Source organism: Pseudomonas fluorescens (genome assembly GCF_018614655.1).
Taxonomy (GTDB): domain Bacteria; phylum Pseudomonadota; class Gammaproteobacteria; order Pseudomonadales; family Pseudomonadaceae; genus Aquipseudomonas; species Aquipseudomonas fluorescens_BX.
Map to the genome: position 1 here is coordinate 119,905 of NZ_JAGGOG010000016.1, position 14,839 is coordinate 134,743.

Annotated in this window: 15 protein-coding genes; 9 read left to right on the forward strand and 6 right to left on the reverse strand. The window is 60.5% G+C overall.

Annotated elements, in window-relative coordinates; all coding sequences use genetic code 11:
- Positions 1-25: 25 nt before the first annotated feature.
- Complete coding sequence (locus tag J7E41_RS16520; protein ID WP_214994397.1) at positions 26-814, reverse strand: IclR family transcriptional regulator; 789 nt, start codon at positions 812-814, stop codon at positions 26-28.
- Positions 815-932: 118 nt separating this feature from the next.
- Here J7E41_RS16520 and hmgA point away from each other — a divergent pair, with 118 nt between their 5' ends.
- The 4 genes from hmgA to J7E41_RS16540 all read left to right on the forward strand — a co-directional run bounded on the left by hmgA (position 933) and on the right by J7E41_RS16540 (position 5,753).
- Positions 933-2,216 carry a homogentisate 1,2-dioxygenase gene (gene hmgA / locus J7E41_RS16525; protein WP_214994398.1) on the forward strand — a complete coding sequence of 428 codons (1,284 nt, stop codon included), beginning with the start codon at positions 933-935 and terminating at the stop codon, positions 2,214-2,216.
- Between the two features lie 3 nt (positions 2,217-2,219).
- Positions 2,220-3,518, forward strand: a complete 1,299-nt coding sequence (fahA, locus tag J7E41_RS16530) for a fumarylacetoacetase (protein ID WP_214994399.1) — start codon at positions 2,220-2,222, stop codon at positions 3,516-3,518.
- A gap of 12 nt (positions 3,519-3,530) precedes the next feature.
- Positions 3,531-4,175 (forward strand): maleylacetoacetate isomerase, encoded by a 645-nt coding sequence (maiA, locus tag J7E41_RS16535; protein WP_214994400.1) that lies wholly within the window; start codon positions 3,531-3,533, stop codon positions 4,173-4,175.
- 207 nt (positions 4,176-4,382) lie between these two features.
- A complete protein-coding gene (locus J7E41_RS16540; protein ID WP_214994401.1) occupies positions 4,383-5,753 on the forward strand; it encodes an MFS transporter in 1,371 nt (456 codons plus the stop codon).
- Positions 5,754-5,762: 9 nt separating this feature from the next.
- Here the strand turns inward: J7E41_RS16540 and J7E41_RS16545 are convergent, their stop codons facing one another.
- Complete coding sequence (locus J7E41_RS16545) at positions 5,763-6,566, reverse strand: SirB1 family protein (RefSeq protein WP_214994403.1); 804 nt, start codon at positions 6,564-6,566, stop codon at positions 5,763-5,765.
- Positions 6,567-6,755: 189 nt separating this feature from the next.
- Between J7E41_RS16545 and J7E41_RS16550 the strand changes: the two genes are divergently transcribed.
- Positions 6,756-7,775 carry a Glu/Leu/Phe/Val dehydrogenase family protein gene (locus J7E41_RS16550; RefSeq protein WP_214994405.1) on the forward strand — a complete coding sequence of 340 codons (1,020 nt, stop codon included), beginning with the start codon at positions 6,756-6,758 and terminating at the stop codon, positions 7,773-7,775.
- A gap of 54 nt (positions 7,776-7,829) precedes the next feature.
- Here the strand turns inward: J7E41_RS16550 and J7E41_RS16555 are convergent, their stop codons facing one another.
- On the reverse strand, positions 7,830-8,090 hold the full coding sequence (locus J7E41_RS16555; protein WP_214994407.1) for a YebG family protein: 261 nt from the start codon (positions 8,088-8,090) through the stop codon (positions 7,830-7,832).
- A gap of 432 nt (positions 8,091-8,522) precedes the next feature.
- Here J7E41_RS16555 and J7E41_RS16560 point away from each other — a divergent pair, with 432 nt between their 5' ends.
- Together J7E41_RS16560 and J7E41_RS16565 are read left to right on the forward strand one after the other, a co-directional pair.
- Positions 8,523-8,858 (forward strand): DUF6124 family protein, encoded by a 336-nt coding sequence (locus tag J7E41_RS16560; protein ID WP_214994410.1) that lies wholly within the window; start codon positions 8,523-8,525, stop codon positions 8,856-8,858.
- A 266-nt stretch (positions 8,859-9,124) separates the two neighbouring features.
- The gene (locus tag J7E41_RS16565) at positions 9,125-9,613 is read left to right on the forward strand and encodes a phosphate-starvation-inducible protein PsiE (protein ID WP_214994412.1); all 489 of its coding nucleotides are present in this window, start codon (positions 9,125-9,127) and stop codon (positions 9,611-9,613) included.
- Here J7E41_RS16565 and J7E41_RS16570 read toward each other — a convergent pair.
- The 3 genes from J7E41_RS16570 to J7E41_RS16580 form a co-directional block, all read right to left on the reverse strand.
- Positions 9,610-9,927 (reverse strand): DUF3509 domain-containing protein, encoded by a 318-nt coding sequence (locus tag J7E41_RS16570; RefSeq protein WP_214994414.1) that lies wholly within the window; start codon positions 9,925-9,927, stop codon positions 9,610-9,612. The genes J7E41_RS16565 and J7E41_RS16570 overlap by 4 nt on opposite strands.
- A gap of 340 nt (positions 9,928-10,267) precedes the next feature.
- On the reverse strand, positions 10,268-11,563 hold the full coding sequence (locus tag J7E41_RS16575; protein ID WP_214994416.1) for a serine/threonine transporter: 1,296 nt from the start codon (positions 11,561-11,563) through the stop codon (positions 10,268-10,270).
- Positions 11,564-11,623: 60 nt separating this feature from the next.
- A complete protein-coding gene (locus J7E41_RS16580) occupies positions 11,624-13,000 on the reverse strand; it encodes an L-serine ammonia-lyase (RefSeq protein WP_214994418.1) in 1,377 nt (458 codons plus the stop codon).
- Positions 13,001-13,137: 137 nt separating this feature from the next.
- Between J7E41_RS16580 and J7E41_RS16585 the strand changes: the two genes are divergently transcribed.
- Both J7E41_RS16585 and J7E41_RS16590 read left to right on the forward strand, forming a co-directional pair.
- Positions 13,138-14,085, forward strand: coding sequence for a LysR substrate-binding domain-containing protein (locus J7E41_RS16585; RefSeq protein ID WP_214994420.1), 948 nt, complete (start codon positions 13,138-13,140; stop codon positions 14,083-14,085).
- A gap of 212 nt (positions 14,086-14,297) precedes the next feature.
- Positions 14,298-14,708 carry an HPF/RaiA family ribosome-associated protein gene (locus J7E41_RS16590; protein WP_214994422.1) on the forward strand — a complete coding sequence of 137 codons (411 nt, stop codon included), beginning with the start codon at positions 14,298-14,300 and terminating at the stop codon, positions 14,706-14,708.
- Positions 14,709-14,839 lie beyond the last annotated feature (131 nt).

The following is a 14,839-nucleotide window of genomic DNA, read 5'->3' on the forward strand; positions in this document are numbered from 1 at the left end:
AGGCCAATGTGTCAGCAGAATTGAATCAGGGCTGATACCCCATCCGCCAACTCACCGCCTGGCTCGCCGCGAGCAATCGCTTGGCCGCCGGCCCATCCTCATCGGCATGAAACAACGACGTCGGCCCCACCACCGTCAACACTGCCGCCACTTGCCCCATCGCGTTGAACACCGGCGCCGACAGCGCGTCCACGCCCGGCATCAGCAGGCCGTGGACAAAATGCAGCCCGCGCTGGCGAATCTGTTCACAGGTGTCGGCATACGCCTGATCATCCACCAGGGCATGGGCGATACCCGCCTGAATCTCCCGCTCACGCAACTCGACCGTTTCCCGCGAGGGCAGAAAGGCGCTGAACACCAGCCCCGTGGACGAACTCAGCAGCGGCAGCACCGAGCCCAGTTGCGTCACCACCGTCACGGCCCGCACGGCCGGTTCGATGTGCACCACGGTGGCGCCCTGATTGCCCCACACCGCAAGGAAGCAGGTTTCATTCAACTCGTCCCGCAGTTCCGCCAGGGGCAGGGCAGCGACTTTCAGCACGTCCATACTGCCCAGTGCGGCCAAACCCACGCGCAAGGCTTCGCGGCCCAGGCCATAGTGGTTGGTAGCGGTGTTCTGCTCGGCAAAACCACTGGCGATCAGGGCCTGCAAGTAGCGATGGACCTTGCTCGCCGGCATTTGCACATGCTCGGCCAGACGCGATAACGATGTCGCCGGCGACAGTTCGGCCAAGGCCTTGAGGATATCGGTGCCGACCTCGGCCGAGCGGACTTTCTGTTTACCGGTGTCGCGGGTAGCGGGCAGCTTTTCCATGGAAGGCGTGTATCCCAAGACGAATGGCGGTCTTTATAGCTTGACGGTCAATACCAATCAAATTACGTTATGCGTAATTGGATTACGATAAAAATAACTTCTACGCAGAGGAAGATCCATGACCCTCGAATACCAATCGGGCTTTGGCAATGAATTCGCCAGTGAAGCCTTGCCCGGTGCCTTGCCCGTCGGCCAGAACTCCCCGCAAAAAGCGCCCTACGGGCTGTACACCGAACTGTTCTCCGGCACGGCTTTCACCATGGCGCGCAGCGAAGCGCGGCGTACCTGGCTGTACCGCATTCAGCCGTCGGCCAATCACCCGGCATTTGTGAAGCTTGAGCGGCAGTTGGCCGGCGGCCCACTGGGCGCCGTGACCCCCAATCGCCTGCGCTGGAACCCGCTGGATATCCCGAGCGACCCCACCGATTTCATCGACGGCCTGGTGGGCATGGTTGCCAACTCTGGAGCGGAAAAGCCCGCCGGCATCAGCATCTATAACTATCGCGCCAACCGTTCCATGGACCGGGTGTTCTTCAACGCCGACGGCGAGCTGTTGATCGTTCCCGAGCAAGGCCGCCTGCGCATCGCCACCGAATTGGGTGTGCTGGAAGTCGAGCCGCTGGAAATCGTCGTGCTGCCCCGCGGCCTGAAATTCCGCGTCGAACTGCTGGATGCCCAGGCCCGTGGCTATGTCGCGGAAAACCACGGCGCGCCGCTGCGCCTGCCGGATCTTGGCCCTATTGGCAGCAACGGCCTGGCCAACGCACGGGACTTCCTCACCCCCGTGGCCCATTACGAAGACCTCAAGCAACCCACGACGCTGGTGCAGAAATTCCTCGGCGAACTGTGGGGCTGCGAGTTGGATCATTCACCATTGAACGTGGTGGCCTGGCACGGCAATAACGTGCCGTACAAATACGACCTGCGCCGCTTCAACACTCTCGGCACCGTGAGCTTCGATCATCCTGATCCGTCGATCTTTACCGTATTGACCTCACCCACCAGCGTACACGGCCTGGCCAACCTCGATTTCGTGATCTTCCCGCCGCGCTGGATGGTCGCCGAGAACACCTTCCGGCCACCGTGGTTCCACCGCAACCTGATGAACGAATACATGGGCCTGATCCAGGGCGCCTACGACGCCAAGGCCGAAGGCTTCCTGCCGGGCGGCGCGTCCCTGCACAGTTGCATGAGCGCCCATGGTCCGGACGGCGAGAGCTGCACCAAGGCCATTGCCGCAGACCTGGCGCCCCACAAGATCGATAACACCATGGCCTTCATGTTCGAGACCAGCCAGGTGCTGCGTCCCACCCGGTTTGCCCTGGAATGCACGCAGCTGCAAAACAATTACGACGCTTGCTGGGCCTCGCTGCCCGCAACCTTCAACCCGAATCGGAGATAACCCATGACTCAGTCCACCATCACCCGCAGTTGGGTGGCCTCGGCCAACGGTCACCACGACTTCCCGTTGCAAAACCTGCCGCTGGGTGTGTTCAGTGTTAACGGTTCGGCGCCGCGCAGTGGCGTGGCCATTGGTGAGCATATTTTCGACCTGCACGCGGCGTTGGATTTCTTTGACGGCGAGGCTCGTCGTGCCGTGGAAGCCACCGTTGGCGGTCAATTGAACGCTTTCTTCGAGCTGGGCCGTGGCCCTCGCGTGGCCTTGCGCGAGCGCCTGCTGGAACTGCTGGCTGAAGACAGCAGCCTGCGTGGCAAGCTCGAAGCGCTGGGGGCGAAAGTGCTGCCGTTGGCCGCCGATTGCCAGATGCACCTGCCGGCGAAGATCAACGATTACACCGACTTCTACGTCGGCATCGAACACGCACAAAACGTCGGCAAACTCTTCCGTCCCGACAACCCGTTGCTGCCCAACTACAAGTACGTACCCATCGGTTATCACGGCCGTGCGTCGACGATTCGCCCTTCGGGTACCGAGGTGCGCCGTCCCAAGGGCCAGACACTGCCTGCGGGCCAGACCGAACCTACCTTCGGCCCGTGCGCTCGCCTGGATTACGAACTGGAACTGGGGATCTGGATCGGCCAGGGCAACGCCATGGGCGACTCGATTGCCATTGGTGACGCGGCGGATCACATCGCCGGGTTCTGCCTGCTCAACGATTGGTCGGCCCGAGATATCCAGGCCTGGGAATACCAGCCTCTGGGGCCGTTCCTGTCGAAAAGCTTTATCACCAGCATCTCGCCATGGGTAGTGACGGCCGAAGCGCTGGAGCCTTTCCGCAAGGCACAACCGGCACGCCCTGAAGGCGACCCGCAACCGCTGCCGTACCTGCTGGACACACGCGACCAGAAAGGCGGCGCTTTCGATATTGAACTGGAAGTGCTGCTGACCACCGCCTCGATGCGCGAGCAGAATCTGCCGGCCCACCGCCTGACCCTGAGCAACACCCGACACATGTACTGGACCGTGGCGCAGATGGTCACGCACCACAGCGTCAACGGCTGCCAATTGCAGGCCGGCGATCTGTTTGGTTCGGGCACGTTGTCGGGGCCGCAGGCGGGGCAGTTCGGCAGCCTGCTGGAAATCACCGAAGGCGGTAAAAAGCCGATTGAACTGGCATCCGGTGAAGTCCGTAAATTCCTTGAAGACGGCGACGAAATCATCCTGCGGGCCCGTTGCGCCCGTGAAGGGTTTGCTTCCATCGGCTTCGGCGAATGCCGGGGCACTGTGATCGCGGCGCGCTGAGAGGGCAGGGTTATGGAACTCTATACGTACTACCGCTCCACTTCGTCGTATCGGGTGCGTATCGCGCTCGCGCTCAAGGGCCTGGACTTTACGGCGGTGCCGGTCAACCTGCTGGTGCCCAAGGGTGGCGCCAATCGCCAGCCGGAGTACCTTGCCATCAACCCGCAAGGCCGCGTGCCCGCCTTGCGCACCGATGACGGCGAGCTGTTGATTCAGTCGCCGGCGATCATCGAGTACCTCGAAGAATGTTATCCACAGGTGCCGTTGCTCTCCAAGGACCTGGCAAGCCGGGCTCATGAGCGGGCGGTGGCGTCGATCATCGGTTGTGACATCCATCCCTTGCACAACTCCAGCACCCAGAACCTGCTCAAACAGTGGGGGCACGACGAGGCGCAGGTGCTGGAGTGGATTGGCCATTGGATCAGTCAGGGGTTGGCGGCGGTGGAGCAGTTGATTGGTGATCAGGGTTACTGCTTTGGTGATCAGCCCGGCATGGCGGATGCGTTTCTTATTCCGCAGCTGTACGCGGCAGAGCGCTTCAAGGTGCCGTTGGATGCCTACCCACGCATTCGGCGGGTGGCTGAGCTGACGGCAAAGCATCCGGCGTTCGTGCAGGCGCACCCGGCCAATCAACCGGACACCCCTGCCACACCCTAAAACAATGTAGGAGCCGGGCTTGCCCGCGATGGGTGTAGCCGCTGCCGAGGCACGAGGCTGCGATGCGTGTCCGCAGGACCGCCCTTGGGGTCGCTACGCAACCCATCGCAAGCGGCTACACCTGCGATTGTTTCGATTGGATTTGCCTGGTCAAAACCGCCTCGCATGAAGGCGGATACCTATAAAAAACAACACAGGTACTTTGCGATGCACAATCAGATTGCCAGCTTTCGCGCGGCTCTCGACGCCCGTCCGGTGTCGCGCTACCAGTGGTTGATTCTCCTGTTGCTGGCGTTGCTGCTGGTCACCGACGGCTACGACGCTCAGGTCCTGGGTTACGTAGTGCCAGCGTTGGCCAGGGACTGGGGCCTGGAAAAAGCCGCGTTTGGTCCGGTCTTCAGCGCCAACCTGTTGGGGCTGACCCTTGGCTCCCTGGCGGTGACACCGCTGGCGGATCGCTTCGGTGTGCGGCGCATCCTGCTGTGTTGTGTATTGATCTACGCCAGCCTCACGGTGCTGATGGTCTTCGCGGATTCCCTGAATACCCTGATGGCCGCGCGTTTCATCTGCGGCATCGGCATGGGCGGCGCGATGCCCAGCGCCATGGCCCTGATGTCTGAATACTCGCCGCCGCGCCTGCGTACCTTGATGGTGACGTTGGCGGCGTGTGGCTTTTCGTTCGGTGGCGCAGCAGGCGGGTTTGTCGCGGCCGGGTTTATCGACAGCTTCGGCTGGCAAGCGGTGTTCCTGGCGGGTGGCATCACACCGTTGCTGCTGTTCCCGTTCCTGGCCTGGTTACTACCGGAGTCACTGCCGCGCTTGCTGCGTGACGCACCACCCTATGCGCGCCTGCAAAAAGTCACCGCACGCATGCTGCCCGGCTGGCAGCCACCTGCTGCGAGCGAGGCAGAAAATCGTCAGGAGCAGGGCAGCAAACTGACCGTGGTAGAGCTGTTTCGCCATGGTTACGCCCGTCCGACCCTGCTGATCTGGGCGACCTTTTTTGTCAGCCTGATCCTGCTGTATTTCATGATCAGTTGGCTGCCGTCGCTGCTGCTGGAAAGTGGCTTGGGCATGAACGAAGCCAACCTGGTGACCTCGATGTTCCTGTTCGCCGGTACCTTGGGCGCTATCGGCATGGCCTGGTTTGCTGACCGACTAAAAAGCAAAGTGCGGCTGCTGTCTGGCGTGTTGGCCGCTGCGGCGGTGTGCACGATCTTGCTGGGGCTCAATCACGACAATCCGCGTTATCTGGTGGCCAGCGTGTTCGCGGCCGGTTTCTGCATCATCGGCGGCCAGTTGACCCTCAATGCGTTCGCCAGCAACTTCTACCCGGCCCACGTACGTGCCACCGGCACGGGTTGGGCGTTGGGCGTGGGGCGATTTGGTTCGATCCTGGGGCCGCTGTTCGGCAGCATGCTGTTGGCGATGCATATTCCGGTGCAGCAGATTTTCTTTTTCTGCGCGATTCCGGCGGTGATTGCGGCGTTGTTGATCATTCAAGTGCGTTCGCCGAGCAGCGACGTACCGAAAGATCCGTTGTACAGCGATATCCTCAAGGCACCGACAAAGTCGTGAGCGGTGGCTTCAATGCACCACTGAATTGGGCGGCAGATGCCCCAGCCGCTCGGTCAGGCGCAGCCGCTGGATCGGGTCTTCACTGAGCATCAAGGCGTGCTCCAGATCAAAGCGCTCGGCATTCGGGCAGTCCAGGCGCTGGTACAAGCTGGCGCGGGCAAGGTAGTCGGCAGCGCTGGCATTGCCCAACTCCAACACGCGTTCGGCGTCCACCAGGGCGGCCAGGTGATCGTCGTTGGACAGGTGCAACTGGCGCAGATTGCGTGACAGCCGTTGCAGGATCTCCCGAGGCTCGGCGGTGTGCAGGTGATCGGCCTGCAGCTTGAGGTTCGGCCCGTACTGGCGTTGCAGCAGTTCGCGGCAATCGTTGGGGTACAGGCGCCGTCCGCCGCAGGGGTCCAGCAGATGATCGGTACCGGGCACGCGGAGCAAGAAGTGCCCCGGAAAGTTGACCCCGACCATGGGAATATCCAGCCGTCGCGCTAGCTCCAGGGCGATCAGGCCCAGAGCCAGCGGTTGCCCACGCTTGCGTTGCAGCACCTTGTCCAGCAGGGCGGCGGCGGGGCGTAACGGGGTGTAGTCGTCCTGGGCGAAGCCCAAGTCATTCATGCGCCGCAGCAGCGGTTGGCCCAGTTCATCGGGTGGCAGGGTGGGCATGCCGAGGTTGATCCGCTGCGCCAGCTCTTTGAAGTCGTGCAGGATGGCGAGCGGCTCGACAGCGGGGTCGTGTTCGGCAGCCATCCACAGCGCGGCTTCAAACAGCGCGGGGGGTGAACGTTCCAGACAGGCGAAAAAGGCTTGGCGGGGATTCATTACGGTCTCCGGCGGATGGTTCGTTTTAGCCTTGCAGAACACTTTCGTCCAGTGCCTTATAAGAAATTCCCCCCACCTGTTTATGTCGCAAAGCCTGTAAAACCGCTCGGCTTATTCCTGCGTACTTCGGCAAGCTTTTACCGCAGGCCTATACTTGGCGATTACACGAAGTGATTCGGGAGCTCGACGATGTTTGCGCTCATGCACAGCTCACGCCTTGAATCGCTGCACCTGAGTGTCGACCCGGTGACGGGGTTGAAGGCGGTCATTGCCATCCACAGCACTCGCCTGGGTCCCGCCCTGGGAGGGTGTCGCTACCTGGCCTATCCGGACGACGAAAGCGCCGTCGCGGATGCTGCGCGCCTGGCCCAGGGCATGAGCTACAAGGCTGCCCTGGCGGGTTTACAGGTCGGCGGCGGTAACGCCGTGATCGTCCGCCCGGCCCACGTTGAAAGCCGCGCGGCCCTGTTCGAAGCCTTTGGCCGCTGCATCGAGCAACTCGACGGCCGCTACATCACCGCCATCGACAGCGGCACCTCGGTCGCCGACATGGACTGCATTGCCCAGCAAACTCGCTTTGTCACCAGCACCACGGCCGCTGGCGATCCTTCGCCCCACGCCGCCATGGGCGTATTCGCCGGCATCCGCACCACCGCCATGGCCCGCTTGGGCAGCGATAACCTGGAAGGCCTGCGCGTGGCGATTCAGGGCCTGGGCAACGTCGGCTACGCCCTGGCCGAGCAACTGCATGCGGCGGGGGCTGAACTGCTGGTCAGTGATATCGACCACGGCAAAGTGCAATTGGCCATGGAGCAACTGGGCGCTCACCCGATTGCCAATGAAGCCTTGCTCAGTACCCCGTGCGACATTCTCGCGCCCTGCGGCCTGGGCGCCGTGCTCAACCGCCACAGCGTCGCCCAGTTGCGCTGCGCCGCCGTGGCCGGTTCCGCCAGTGCCCAGTTGACCAACCTGCAAGTGGCCGATCAGTTGGAAGGGCGCGGCATCCTTTATGCCCCGGACTACGTCATCAACTCGGGCGGGCTGATCTACGTCGCCCTCAAACATAGCGGCGCAGAGCTGGCGACCATCACGGCGCACTTATCGAACATCGGTACGCGCCTGACGGAAATCTTCGCCCATGCCCAGGCTGAAAAGCGCTCGCCTGCGCGGGTGGCGGATGAGTTGGCGGAGCGGCTGTTGTACCGATAAACAGGTATTAAAAAGGCCCTGAACCAATGATTCAGAGCCTGTTCAATTCGGGCTTTATTCCGCCGGCGGGTTCAGCAACTCGGACAGCGCGTCCGGTTGGTTCTTGAACGCCTTGGCAAACACATCGCGATTCTTCGCCATGTAGATTCCGGCTTCCTCCACCTGCTGCTCGCTCAGGGAAGGCACGGCTTTTTGCAACACTTCTGCCAGCAACTCGGCGAGTTCAAGCATCTTGTCATGACGGTCAGCTTCGGCTTTATCCATGAACAAACGCTCCAGATCTCGGCTGCTGCGGTATACCACTTCGACGGCCATTCACCACCTCACATGCCTTCACGATAGTTGTCTTTTGCGGCTACTGTATTTATATACAGCAAAAAGGATAAGCCAAACGCTTTGATTTGGATAGCAGGTTTTTAATGTAGTCGGTAAATGGGGGTTTGCAGCAGAAGAAATTTCTGACAACTTGCCGGGGTTGCGCCGGTTTCGTCCGGTGGCTTACCTTCGCCGTTCGCTGCACATGCAGCAAACGGGCTTGGCGGCCCGGTGTAAGATGGCGCAACTGCCCCCCAACAAGATTGCAGACGTTTTTTACGTCCGCATTCCTATGTTATGGCGGGTTGCGCAAGGACCCTTCGGGGTGCTGGGTTGCCTTCTTACCGGTCCGCCAACCTTGTGCAATCCGTCACCCAATCTGCTTGGCGGCAGACGGTGGTGGATTCCCTTCCATTCAAGAAGAGATACACCATGAAAAAGCACTCCCCCAACCCCCCTGACAATTCGCGCAATGACGGTCGGCTCCAGGCTGCCGCCAATCGGGCCATTGATCACTGTCTGCGATCTGAGTCATCTCAGCCTTCACCCGAATCCCCCGCGAGGCTTTTCAGCGTTACGTCTCGAGCTGATACGGAAACGTTACTGGTCAATGCCAGCGAAACCTTGAACAGTGCTCGTGAAATGGCAAGCAGTCTGGCTTTTGAACTTGAGGGCTCGCAACGAAGCCTGTTGCTGGCCATCCATCAGCTGGTGGAAATGAGCGGCTTGTTGGTCGAGCGAGCGTTGGAGCAAGCCACCCCCGCTTGAGGGTGATGCAACCGAAACCCTGTAGCCGCTGCCGAGGTACGAGGCTGCGATGGGGCTGGGCGGCATTCCGATGTAGCCCCCCAGGCGGCGGTCCTGCGGCCCGCATCGCAGCCTCGTACCTCGGCAGCGGCTACAGAGCGCCAAGAAGTGCCTAATATCATCCGGCCACCTTCTCACCCTCTGTCCCTGGCCTTTTTTCTGCATGCAGAGAAACCGTCACGTCCAACCCGCATTATCCGGTCGAGCCGACCTAAGGAAGCATCATCGTGAAAATCAACTGGGCCGAAAAACTGCGGCATAACGTGCATCAACTGGCCGAGTCCCTGGGTAATCTGTTCGTCGAGACGTTCCACTACCTGGCGTTGTTTGCCATTGGTGCGGTGACGGCCTGGGCGGCGGTGATGGAGTTTTTGGGGATGCTCGAAAACGGGCACATCAAGATCGATGACATCTTGCTGTTGTTCATCTACCTGGAACTGGGGGCGATGGTCGGGATTTATTTCAAGACCAACCACATGCCGGTGCGGTTCCTGATTTATGTGGCGATCACCGCGCTGACCCGTCTGCTGATTTCCAACGTCTCCCACCACAACCCGCCGGACATCGGCATCATCTACCTGTGCGGCGGGATTCTGTTGTTGGCCTTCGCGATTCTGGTGGTGCGTTATGCGTCCTCGCAGTTTCCGTCGGTGAAGGTTGAAGGCCCGCGGCGCAAAGGCCAAGCGAGCCAGGAGACGGAGAAGGGCGAGCTTTAAAACCCGGTGGTTAATGGCGGTCGACTGTTGGGCGGCCGTTGAAGAGGTAGAGGACTATCGCCATCGGTCATCACCGCCAGGATTTCCATGGCGCAGTGGCCTTGTTCGATGGCGATGCCGAACTGCACACTTTGCACCAAGCGCCTGAGCCGTTGCGGGTCGTTGCGTTGTGCGGCGCTGATCATGCGTTTGGCCACCACGCCGTTATCGTCGGAAAGGGTCAGCATGATGCTGCCATCGAGCCGTTGAATGCTCAGATTGACCCGGTATTGGGGGGTAAAGGTGTCGGTGATGATCTGAAAAGGATTGTCCATGGTGCGCTACCGCCTGATAAGAGCATGCAGTCATTGACGGCCGGTGTCGGGATTAGTTTGTGTTTCCAGACCATCGGCCATTCGCTCGCTGAGGTTTTCACAAGGTCCGTTTTCCTCATGAGGGGTAGAGCAAAGGCCGTGCCGTTTAGGCAAGATGCGATTCTACGGGTAGCCACAAAACCCATGTGGGAGCGGCGGTGCGACGATTCGACTTGCTCGCGAAGGCGTTGGGTCAGTCACCAGATGTGTTGACTGATCGACCGCCTTCGCGAGCAAGTCGAATCGTCGCACCGCCGCTCCCACATTGAGTCGGTGGTGTTGTTGAGAGCAGTGCCCGGTTTCAGGGCATAAACGAGAAAACGATCGCAGACAGCGCAATCAGCCCGATCAACACCACGAACACGTTCGACGCCTGGCCCGAGTACTGGCGCAAAGATGGCACGCGACGAATGGCGTACATCGGCATCAGGAACAGCAGGCAGGCGATGATCGGCCCGCCCAGGGTTTCGATCATGCCCAGGATGCTCGGGTTGAAGGTGGCGACGGCCCAGCAGGTCAGGACCATGAACAGCGCGGTGCAGCGTTCCAGCCATTTGGCCGACATCGAGCGGTTGCGCCCGCGCAGGGATTTGACGATCAGGCCCTGGAAGCCTTCGCTGGCGCCGATGTAATGGCCCAGGAACGACTTGGTGATTGCCACCAGCGCGATCAACGGCGCGGCGTAGGCGATGACTGGGGTCTGGAAGTGGTTGGCCAGGTAAGACAGGATCGAGATGTTCTGTTCCTTGGCTGCCGCCAGGTCTGCCGGGGACAAGGCCAGTACGCAACTGAAGCAGAAGAACATCACCGTCAGCACCATCATGCCGTGGGCCATGGCCAGGATGCCGCTGCTTTTACGCTCGGCTTGTGGGCCGTAGACGCGCTTCTGGTCGACCGCAAAGGCGGAGATGATCGGCGAATGGTTGAAGGAGAACACCATCACCGGGATCGCCAGCCACAGGGTCTTGAAGAACAGCGGCAGCGGCATGCCTTCACTGGCGGAGGCGAAGAATGCACCGTTCCAGTTGGGGATCAGGCTCAGGCCCAGCAACAGCAAGGCGGCGACGAACGGGTAGACCAGCACGCTCATGGCCTTGACGATCACGCCCTGGCCGCAACGTACGATGGCCATCAGGCCGAGGATCAGCACCAGGGACAGGATCGCCCGGGGCGGCGGCGCCATGTGCAGTTGGTGTTCCATGAAACTGCTCAAGGTGTTGGTCAGCGCCACGCTGTACACCAGCAGGATCGGGAAGATCGCGAAGAAATACAGCAGGGTGATCAGCTTGCCCGCGCCGACGCCGAAGTGTTCTTCCACCACGTCGGTGATGTCGCCGGATTTGCCTGACAACACAAAACGCGTCAGCCCACGATGGGCGAAGAAGGTCATCGGAAAAGCCAGCAGCGCCAGCACGATCAGCGGCCAAAAGCCGCCGACGCCGGCGTTGATCGGCAGGAACAAGGTGCCGGCCCCGATGGCCGTGCCGTAGAGGCCGAGCATCCAGGTGGTGTCGTGTTTGTTCCAGCCTTTTGTGACGGTGCTTGCAGTCAGGTCTACAGCGGGATTTTCGGCAGCAGGTGTACGTACATCGGTCATCGATATTGCCTCGTTATTATTCTTGCGCGGGCTCACGTTGGGACGGTCAGCGAATGCTCCTCAGCATTCCACCCAGCTAACGGCCAGGCCGCCCCGTGAAGTTTCTTTGTATTTGTCGTGCATGTCGGCGCCGGTGTCGCGCATGGTGCGGATCACCCGGTCCAGGGAGATGAAGTGTTTGCCGTCACCGCGCAGGGCCATTTGCGTGGCATTGATCGCTTTGACGGCGGCGATCGCATTACGCTCGATACACGGCACCTGAACCAGACCACCGACCGGGTCGCAGGTCAGGCCGAGGTTGTGTTCCAGGCCGATTTCAGCGGCGTTTTCCAGCTGTTCCGGGGTGGCGCCGAGGATGTCGGCCAGACCGGCAGCGGCCATGGCACAGGCAGAGCCGACTTCGCCCTGACAGCCGACTTCGGCGCCGGAGATCGAGGCGTTTTTCTTGCAGAGAATGCCGACAGCCGCCGCCGCGAGGAAGAAATTGACGACATCGTCGTCAGACGCTTCGGCGTTGAACTTCATGTAGTAATGCAGCACCGCCGGAATGATCCCCGCTGCGCCGTTGGTCGGCGCGGTGACCATGCGCCCGCCGGCCGCGTTCTCTTCGTTGACGGCCAGGGCGAACAGGTTGACCCATTCCATGGCTGACAAGGTTGAAGTGATGACGTTGGGTTTGCCGATTTCCAGCAGGCTGCGGTGCAATTTCGCCGCGCGTCGTGGCACATCCAGGCCGCCCGGCAAGATGCCTTCATCTCGCAGGCCCTGTTCGACGCATTCGCGCATCACTGACCAGATATGCAACAGGCCGTTGCGAATCTCGGCATCGCTGCGCCAGGCCCGTTCATTCGCCATCATCAGTTCCGAGACCCGCAGGCCGTGCTTTTTGCACAGGCTCAGCAATTCGGCGGCGCTGGAAAAGTCGTAGGGCAATTGCACATCGCTGGCGGGCGCAATGCCTGATTCGGCTTCGGCGGCTTCGATGATGAAACCACCACCCACCGAGTAATAGGTCTGCTCGATCAGCAGGCCATTTTCCCCGTAGGCATGCAGGGACATGGCGTTGGGGTGGTAGGGCAGGCTTTCGTCCAGCAGCAGGAGATCGTGTTGCCAGTTGAAGGCAATCGACGCTTTGCCCGCCAGCAGCAGTTGGCCCGACTCACGCAGTTGCTGAATACGCGGACCGATGCTGGTGGGGTCAACACTATCAGGCCATTCGCCCATCAATCCCATGACGCAGGCACGGTCGGTGGCGTGACCGACGCCGGTGGCGGAAAGGGAGCCGTACAAGCGGACCTCCACGCGGCGGGTGTCACTCAGCAACTGCTGGTCAGCCAAGGCTTGGGCGAAGGTCGCCGCCGCACGCATCGGACCGACGGTATGGGAGCTGGACGGGCCAATGCCCACCTTGAATAGATCGAAAACACTGATAGCCATGCTAAAGCCTTACAAGCAATGGAGTAGGAATCGCTGCCATGTTTTGTAGGACAAGCGGAATCGGCGCGATACTGAGCCTCTGGATCGGCACTGACCAACGAATTATCCTAAGACACCCTTTAGCAGGACTAAACCCTATGAGCCGCCCGTTTCATGGTCAGACTTACGTTTGGCTGCACGTGTTTTTGTGCGCCGCACGGCATTTGTCGTTCACCCGTTGCGCCGAAGAACTGCACATCACGCCGGGGGCGGTCAGCCAGCAGATTCGCCAGTTGGAGGAGCGTTTGGGGTTTCGCCTGTTTCATCGGCGCGCGCGCGGGGTGGAGTTGAGCGCCGAAGGCCAGCGGTTGGCGATTACCGTGGGTGAGGCGTACGGCAGTATCGACGCCGAGTTGCAGCGCCTGGATGCCGGAATGATCAGCGGCACCCTGCGCCTGCGTTCGATTCCCTCGTTCTTGGGCAAGTGGCTGACTCCGCGTTTGCCGCGCCTGCAACAGCGCTTTCCGGACATTCAACTGCGCCTAGTGGCCGAAGACAGCAGCGTGGCCCTGCACGAGGGCGACTTTGACCTGGCCATCGACCTCAATGATGGCAGCTATCCCGGTTTGTTATCCACAGCCTTGCTGGATGAGCAGATCTTCCCGGTGTGCGCGCCGAGCCTGCTGCGAGGCCGGCCGCCGCTCCACGGCCCGGCAGACCTGGTGCATTTTCCACTGCTCCACGACATCACCGCCTGGCGTGGGAGTTATGAGTATGCAGAGTGGGAGTTCTACCTGAATGCTATCGGCTATGACGCGGCGGACGTGCGGCGTGGGCATACCTTCAACCGCAATCACCTGACCATCGAAGCAGCCATCGCCGGCATGGGCGTGGCGATTGCCCGGCGCACCTTGCTCAATGACGAACTGGAGCGCGGTACCTTGATTGTGCCTTTCGGCCTGGCCGTGCCCAACCACAAGCGTTATGTGTTGCTGTACGCACCGGGCGCGCTGAGCCATCCGGGCGTGCGGGCGGTGCATGACTGGCTGGTAGAGGAAGCAGAGATTTTTCGCGGATTGCACCCGTTGGGAGAGGGGCAACTGTAAGGAAGATGGGCGTAAGAAGATGTAACTAACTCCCCACCCTAACAGCGCTTTCAACGGTTGTCAGACTTAATTTGTAATGTGGGATTTATCTTTGCAGAGGGGTTGAATTGTTCCTCGGTCTGCTCAATTGTGTAATCAAGAGGTCATGGTTTTCACCCATCCGGTGAAGCAGGAATGACTTCTCGCGAGCTAGCTGAAATAAGGGAAGAACTATGCAAATCCAAGTCAATAGCGATAACCATATTGAAAGCAGCATCCGACTGGAGGAGTGGGTACGTACTACCATTGAGAGCACGCTCGAACATTATGAAGAAGACCTGACCCGCGTTGAGGTCTACCTGCGGGATGAGAATGGCGACAAGCCCGGTCCCCACGATTTAAGTTGCCGATTGGAAGCACGGCCAAAGGGCCATCAACCGGTTTCGGTCTGCCATAAAGCCGATACGCTGGAACAAGCGATCGATGGTGCGGCTACCAAGCTGGAGCATGCGCTGGAGCACTTGTACGGCAAACTGCGTGGCAAACCGCGCGCCGCAGGCCAGGGCTTGCCGAATACCAAGGCCGACGAGGCCGAGCTTGAAGAGGAATTCCTGGAAAACGAACAGGCTGCGCTTAACGGCTGATAGCTGATGGTTTTTTCAACCCCACTGAAAACGGGCCTGCAGATGCAGGCCCGTTTTGTATTTCAGGGTAGCGTCGGCTCTTGGACTCAGCGCAGATCAAGTGTGGGAGCGGGCTTGCTCGCGAAGGCGGT

What these genes read in the sequence shown, in the direction of transcription:
- J7E41_RS16520 (WP_214994397.1), bottom strand. Translation starts at nt 814, where the DNA reads ATGGAAAAGCTGCCCGCTACCCGCGACACCGGTAAACAGAAAGTCCGC.
- hmgA (WP_214994398.1), top strand. Translation starts at nt 933, where the DNA reads ATGACCCTCGAATACCAATCGGGCTTTGGCAATGAATTCGCCAGTGAA.
- fahA (WP_214994399.1), top strand. Translation starts at nt 2,220, where the DNA reads ATGACTCAGTCCACCATCACCCGCAGTTGGGTGGCCTCGGCCAACGGT.
- maiA (WP_214994400.1), top strand. Translation starts at nt 3,531, where the DNA reads ATGGAACTCTATACGTACTACCGCTCCACTTCGTCGTATCGGGTGCGT.
- J7E41_RS16540 (WP_214994401.1), top strand. Translation starts at nt 4,383, where the DNA reads ATGCACAATCAGATTGCCAGCTTTCGCGCGGCTCTCGACGCCCGTCCG.
- J7E41_RS16545 (WP_214994403.1), bottom strand. Translation starts at nt 6,566, where the DNA reads ATGAATCCCCGCCAAGCCTTTTTCGCCTGTCTGGAACGTTCACCCCCC.
- J7E41_RS16550 (WP_214994405.1), top strand. Translation starts at nt 6,756, where the DNA reads ATGTTTGCGCTCATGCACAGCTCACGCCTTGAATCGCTGCACCTGAGT.
- J7E41_RS16555 (WP_214994407.1), bottom strand. Translation starts at nt 8,090, where the DNA reads ATGGCCGTCGAAGTGGTATACCGCAGCAGCCGAGATCTGGAGCGTTTG.
- J7E41_RS16560 (WP_214994410.1), top strand. Translation starts at nt 8,523, where the DNA reads ATGAAAAAGCACTCCCCCAACCCCCCTGACAATTCGCGCAATGACGGT.
- J7E41_RS16570 (WP_214994414.1), bottom strand. Translation starts at nt 9,927, where the DNA reads ATGGACAATCCTTTTCAGATCATCACCGACACCTTTACCCCCCAATAC.
- J7E41_RS16575 (WP_214994416.1), bottom strand. Translation starts at nt 11,563, where the DNA reads ATGACCGATGTACGTACACCTGCTGCCGAAAATCCCGCTGTAGACCTG.
- J7E41_RS16580 (WP_214994418.1), bottom strand. Translation starts at nt 13,000, where the DNA reads ATGGCTATCAGTGTTTTCGATCTATTCAAGGTGGGCATTGGCCCGTCC.
- J7E41_RS16585 (WP_214994420.1), top strand. Translation starts at nt 13,138, where the DNA reads ATGAGCCGCCCGTTTCATGGTCAGACTTACGTTTGGCTGCACGTGTTT.
- J7E41_RS16590 (WP_214994422.1), top strand. Translation starts at nt 14,298, where the DNA reads ATGCAAATCCAAGTCAATAGCGATAACCATATTGAAAGCAGCATCCGA.